Annotated in this window: 4 protein-coding genes and 1 pseudogene; 3 read left to right on the plus strand and 2 right to left on the minus strand. The window is 45.3% G+C overall.

All coding sequences use genetic code 11. The features are described 5' to 3' along the window. The coding region (gene modA, locus RMO35_RS06350) for a molybdate ABC transporter substrate-binding protein (RefSeq protein WP_309739415.1) at positions 1 to 345 on the plus strand (345 nt) is incomplete at its 5' end. Positions 346 to 349: 4 nt separating this feature from the next. Next, a pseudogene (gene modB, locus RMO35_RS06355) lies at positions 350 to 997 on the plus strand (molybdate ABC transporter permease subunit); the annotation flags it as partial. Positions 998 to 1,026: 29 nt separating this feature from the next. Here modB and RMO35_RS06360 read toward each other — a convergent pair. Continuing rightward, a complete protein-coding gene (locus tag RMO35_RS06360) occupies positions 1,027 to 1,449 on the minus strand; it encodes a type II toxin-antitoxin system VapC family toxin (RefSeq protein ID WP_309739418.1) in 423 nt (140 codons plus the stop codon). Continuing rightward, the gene (locus RMO35_RS06365; protein ID WP_309739420.1) at positions 1,449 to 1,748 is read right to left on the minus strand and encodes a helix-turn-helix domain-containing protein; all 300 of its coding nucleotides are present in this window, start codon (positions 1,746 to 1,748) and stop codon (positions 1,449 to 1,451) included. The genes RMO35_RS06360 and RMO35_RS06365 overlap by 1 nt, the downstream gene beginning before the upstream one ends. Positions 1,749 to 1,864: 116 nt before the next feature. Between RMO35_RS06365 and cbiD the strand changes: the two genes are divergently transcribed. Further along, on the plus strand, positions 1,865 to 3,007 hold the full coding sequence (cbiD, locus tag RMO35_RS06370; protein ID WP_309739422.1) for a cobalt-precorrin-5B (C(1))-methyltransferase CbiD: 1,143 nt from the start codon (positions 1,865 to 1,867) through the stop codon (positions 3,005 to 3,007). The last annotated feature ends 12 nt before the right edge of the window (positions 3,008 to 3,019 follow it).

A 3,019-nucleotide genomic window follows, 5' to 3' on the forward strand; every position in this document is an offset into this window, starting at 1 on the left:
GCCGGACAATATGCAACCGAATTTTTTAAAAACTTAGGTATTTTGGAACGGGTGAAATCTAAACTCTTACTAGGTAATAATGTTAAGTCTGTTTTAACTACCGTAGAAACAGGTGATGTCGATGCGGGAATTGTCTATATCACTGATGCCAAAAATTCGAGTAAAGTGCAAATAGTGGCAATCGCCGATGCCAAACTACACTCACCAATTCGATACCCGATCGCAATTTTGAAATCTAGTAAATTTCCTACTAGATCTCGACAGTTTGTAGAGTTCTTAAGCAGTAAATCGGCAACAGCTATCTTCAAGAAGTACGGCTTTGGGATTGTCAAGCCTCAACCTTAATCACATGTCCATCCCCGATTTATCCCCACTCTGGATTTCCCTCAAAGTATCGACGATCGCCACTATGATTACCTGTGGATTGGGGACGATCGTCGCTTATCAAATGTATCGCTATCGCGGTCGAGCGCGATCGCTAATTGAGGGCATTTTAATTGCACCACTGATTTTACCACCGACGGTTGTCGGTTTTATTTTGCTAATTTTGCTCGGAAAAAATGGTGTGTTTGGACAAATACTCGATCGCTGGAATTTAGGCTTAGTATTTACTTGGTACGCCGCAGTTATCGCCGCGATCGTGGTATCTTTTCCATTGATGTATCGTGCTGCTGTGGGAGCTTTCGAGCAGATCGACACTTTACTATTAGATGTGGCGAGACTGGATGGTGCTTCCGAACTAGCCGTGTTTTGGTACATTGCTTTGCCGTTAGCCATCCCCGGACTTTTAGCCGGGACAGTCCTTTCTTTTGCACGAGCTTTAGGCGAGTTTGGCGCGACACTGATGCTGGCTGGCAATATCCCAGGGCAAACCCAAACAATCCCAATGGCAATCTATTTTGCAGTCGAAGCAGGCGCGATCGAGGAAGGCTGGTTTTGGACGATAATTGTGATGAGTATTTCTTTAGTAGGAATCATAGCAGTTAATAAGTGGAAAGTCTAAAATCTAAGGTTGAAGATATCAGATTATCTATCGACCCAATTTTCCAGCTTTAAACCAGGAATTTGTCTAAAGTGCCGTAAATTTCTCGTCACTAGTGTAGCTCGATTAGCAAGAGTAATGCTGGCAATTAACAAATCAGCTCGTCCAATCTTACGCAAATTAGATACACCACGTAAGCGATCGAATTCAATTGATGCAGCTCGATCTACAGGTACGATTAGCAGACCGCTCAGTAATGCTTCCGTCCGAAATAAAAGCTCTTGCGCTTTGAGTAAGCTCTCACCAGCTTCAGCTTTAAGTAAATAATCGATCCTTCCGCGTAAAATTTCAACTTTAGTAATAATCGAGAGGCCCATTTCTTCATCTACTACCGATCTCAATCGCTCTACAACGTTAGAGTTACCAGCATGAAGATGTGTCAAGGTATCCGTATCGAGCAAATACATTAATTAGAACCTAACTTATCATCGATTTCGGGACGTTCTCTGGCTTGATAAATTGAGGATCTCAGTTGGTCGAGCGAGTCATCATCCGCTAAAGCACCTGCTTGCGCGAGCAAGACAGAACTACTATTTTTAGAACGCAACCAATCATCGATAGCCGATTTCAAAAATCGCCAATCATTTTCAATTTTCCGACCGGGAATATTACCTTTTAGAGCTTGAGTAGCAACTGTTTCAACTGACAATCTTAAGTAGACAGAAGCTTCTTCTAAAGTTAGGATCTCAGGAATAGTAATGCCCATAGTTTTGACCCACTGTGATGTAGTTTGAATTTCAACTCAAATTAGCTTTCATTCTACCAAATATTATAGAGCGCCGATCGCTGTTAAGATCCAGGGTACTCGATTTTTGAATTGCCATGCGTTCTGGTTATACCCTACCTGTGTTTGCGACTGCTAGCGCGATCGCGGCATTACAATGTTTGCAGCAATCTAGCGCAGAATATAAGTCAGTGAGCCTCGATCTGATTACGCCACCGCAACGCGTATATATCTCGATCGAGCAAGTTGCCTTAATTCAGCCGGGAATGGCGCTCGGTATCACTCACAGCGATCCTGGCGACAACTTAGATCTCACTCGCGATACCCCGATTTGGGCGGTAGTTGAGTGGGCACCCACCCAGGTAGAAACGATCGCGCTAGTGGGGGGTGAAGGGGTCGGCAAGCAGTCCAATCTCGACGATCTGCCCGCCATTTATAGTTACGCTCGCCAGCTCTTACAGGCGAATCTAGCACCCTTGCTGACAGCATCCCAGAAGATTCGAGTGACGATTATATTGCCGGAAGGGAGACTACTGGCAACCCGCACGTCGAATGCGGCATTTGGAGTGGTTGAGGGTTTATCACTATTAGGAACGACGGGGATTTCTCAACCTTTGAGTGCGCCGGGGCAGTTGGAGGCTTGTTTGGCGGAGTTGAGAGCTAAGTGGGATGGCAGTTCGACTTCGCTCACTGACCGGGAGGACGGGGGGATCTTGCCGTTGGTGTTTTGTATTGGTGAGAATGGGTTGGATCTGGCGCAGAAAATGGGGATTAAGCGCGATCGAATTATTAAGACGGCGAACTGGTTGGGGCCATTATTAGCTGAGGCGGGACTATTGGGAGTGCCGAAGTTATTGCTGTTTGGCTATCATGGCAAGCTGATTAAGCTGGCGGGGGGGATTTTTCATACTCATCACCATTTAGCGGATGGGAGATTAGAAATTTTGGTTGCCGCAGCGGCGCGCGTGGGCTTACCCGCCGCGCAATTAGCGGGATTATTTGACTGTGAGACAGCCGAAGATGTGCTGAAATATTTACATGCGATCGATTTAGCACAAGAGAGTGATTGGGCAGGTAAAATCTATGGATACTTGACAGAAAGGATCGATAATCGATCGCAAACTTATATTTATAGTCAAAGTCAGCAGTCTGTAAGTGTCGGTTCGGTAGTATTCGATCGGACTCGGCAAGTTATCGCAACTAGTCCTACTGGTAGAACATTTTTGACCCAATTGTGCTAAAGTCTATCGAAT

This window comes from Chamaesiphon sp. OTE_20_metabat_361 (assembly GCF_031364565.1).

Coding starts and splice junctions, on each gene's coding strand:
- RMO35_RS06360 (WP_309739418.1), bottom strand. CDS start 1,449: ATGTATTTGCTCGATACGGATACCTTGACACATCTTCATGCTGGTAAC.
- RMO35_RS06365 (WP_309739420.1), bottom strand. CDS start 1,748: ATGGGCATTACTATTCCTGAGATCCTAACTTTAGAAGAAGCTTCTGTC.
- cbiD (WP_309739422.1), top strand. CDS start 1,865: ATGCGTTCTGGTTATACCCTACCTGTGTTTGCGACTGCTAGCGCGATC.